We start from the raw sequence: 1,854 nt of genomic DNA, 5'->3' as shown, positions 1-1,854 counted from the left end.
CTACGGAGTCCCCACCAGCCGACGGCATACAGCCGCACACCAGCCCGCCGTACGGAAGCGCGGCGCGCGAAAGACCCCACACCCGACGGCGTGCGGCCGTGGCTCCCTCCCCACCCCGCGAAGGCGCGGTGGCGAGAGGCCCTGCCGGCCAGCGGCGCAGGCCGCGCTCCCATGCCCGCCGTACGGAGGCCCGGCGCGCGGCAGACCACACCAGCCGACGGCACACGCTCCGCTCCCGTGCCCGCCGTGCAGATGCCCCGCGCACGGCAGCCCCGGTCAGCCGGCGGCATACGGCCACGCCCCCATGTCCGCCGTACGGAGGCCCGGCGCGCGGCAGACCGCAGCCGACGGCGTATGTCCGCACGCTTGTGCCCGCCCTACGGAGCCCAGCGCGGACCCCACCAGCCAGCGACCCCCCAGCCCGCTGTGCGGAAGCGCGGCGCGCCGCATACCCCGCCAGCCGACGGCGTACAGCCGCACTGCCGTGCCCGCCGTACCAAGGCCAGCGCGCGAAAGCCCCACCAGCCGGCGGCGTGCGGCCGTGCTCCCCTCCCCGCTCTGCGCAGGYGCGGTGCGCGAGAGGCCCTACCGGCCAGCGGCGCAGGCCGCGCTCCCATGCCCACCGCGCGGAAGACCCCGCGGGCCGACGGGGTACAGCTGCGCTCCCGTGCCCGACGTGCACAGGCTCGGCGTGCGAAAGGCCCTACGGGCGACGGCGTGCGCCGCCCCCCCTCCCCTCCCTGCGAAGGCGCGGCGCGCGAAAGGCCCCACACCCGACGGTGTGCGGCCGTGCTCCGCTCCCCACCCTGCGAAGGCGCGGCGCGCGAAAGACGCCGTCGGTCAGCAGCGCAGGCCGCGACCCCGTCCCCCGCCCGGCGGAAGCCGCCGCGCGGGCGTCACGGCCGGTGCCCGGTCAGCCCGTCTTCCAGCCGCGCCGGGTGTCGATCCGTTCCCATTCCGCGTCCCACTGCGCCATGCGCCGGCGGTCCAGGGACAGTCGCGTCAGCCACGCGGCGCTCAGTACCACTCCGCCCGCGAGGGCTCCCGCCAGTCCGCCGCCCATGGTCGTGTGCAGCCAGGCCTCGCCCTCGGACACCGGTGGGGTCGTGATGTCACCGTTCCTGTTGACCCACACGGGGAGCGTGCTCCCGGCGGGAGTCCTGGGCGGCACCCGCGCCTCGTCCGTGTGGGTCGAGCCGTCCGGCGCGGTCCACCGCACCTTGGCCCACACCCGGTGGTCGCTCGCCGCGCGGGCCGGTGACGGGCCCGGCGCGTCCTCGACGGCGACCGCCGAGACCTGACGGGTCTCGGCCCGCTGCCGTTCGGCGGCCCGCTCGACGGCGCCCGCCGCCATCAGGCCCGCGGCCACACCGCCCAGCAGGGCGAGCACCCAGCCCGCGAGCACGACCCAGGCTTCGACGACGTCGATACGCCGCTTGAGCGCGTTGCGCCGCCACCGCCACCACCGCACGGTCACACGCTCTGACGTTGCCATCGGCCGACACCCCCTCATGAGCACCGGCAGCACCCTTCCAGTGTGCGCCTGAACCGTGCCCCTGTCGGCCTATCGCTCAGCTGGAGGACGCGGCGATCCGCACCCGATCGCTCTCGTCACCGGACAGGAAGGACGCCAGCGCCCGCCCTTCCTCGGCGACGGAGCCGCGCTCGGCCCGGGAGAAGCGGCGCAACGGGGTGACCAGGACGGTGTCCGCCTCGACGGTCCAGGTCGCCGCGACCCGGCCGTCGACCAGGACGACGCGGGCGCCTTCGACCGACAGCCCGCGGTGGGCTTCGTCGATGATCCGGCCGCGGTCGTGATAGCCGAGGATCGCGTTGTCGAACGCCGGCAGGAAC

General features: G+C 76.1%; 2 protein-coding genes. Both read right to left on the bottom strand.

Going from position 1 to position 1,854, the window contains the following annotated elements:
- Nucleotides 1–913 precede the first annotated feature (913 nt).
- The gene (locus CA983_RS43250; RefSeq protein ID WP_086606064.1) at nt 914–1,495 is read right to left on the bottom strand and encodes an Rv1733c family protein; all 582 of its coding nucleotides are present in this window, start codon (nt 1,493–1,495) and stop codon (nt 914–916) included.
- A gap of 76 nt (nt 1,496–1,571) precedes the next feature.
- A partial coding sequence (locus CA983_RS43245) for a DNA glycosylase AlkZ-like family protein (RefSeq protein ID WP_143645819.1) occupies nt 1,572–1,854 on the bottom strand: 283 nt, incomplete at its 5' end.

The sequence above is a fragment of the Streptomyces swartbergensis genome (assembly GCF_002148965.1).
Classification (GTDB): domain Bacteria; phylum Actinomycetota; class Actinomycetes; order Streptomycetales; family Streptomycetaceae; genus Streptomyces; species Streptomyces swartbergensis.
This window is presented reverse-complemented; position numbering and strand designations above follow the sequence as displayed.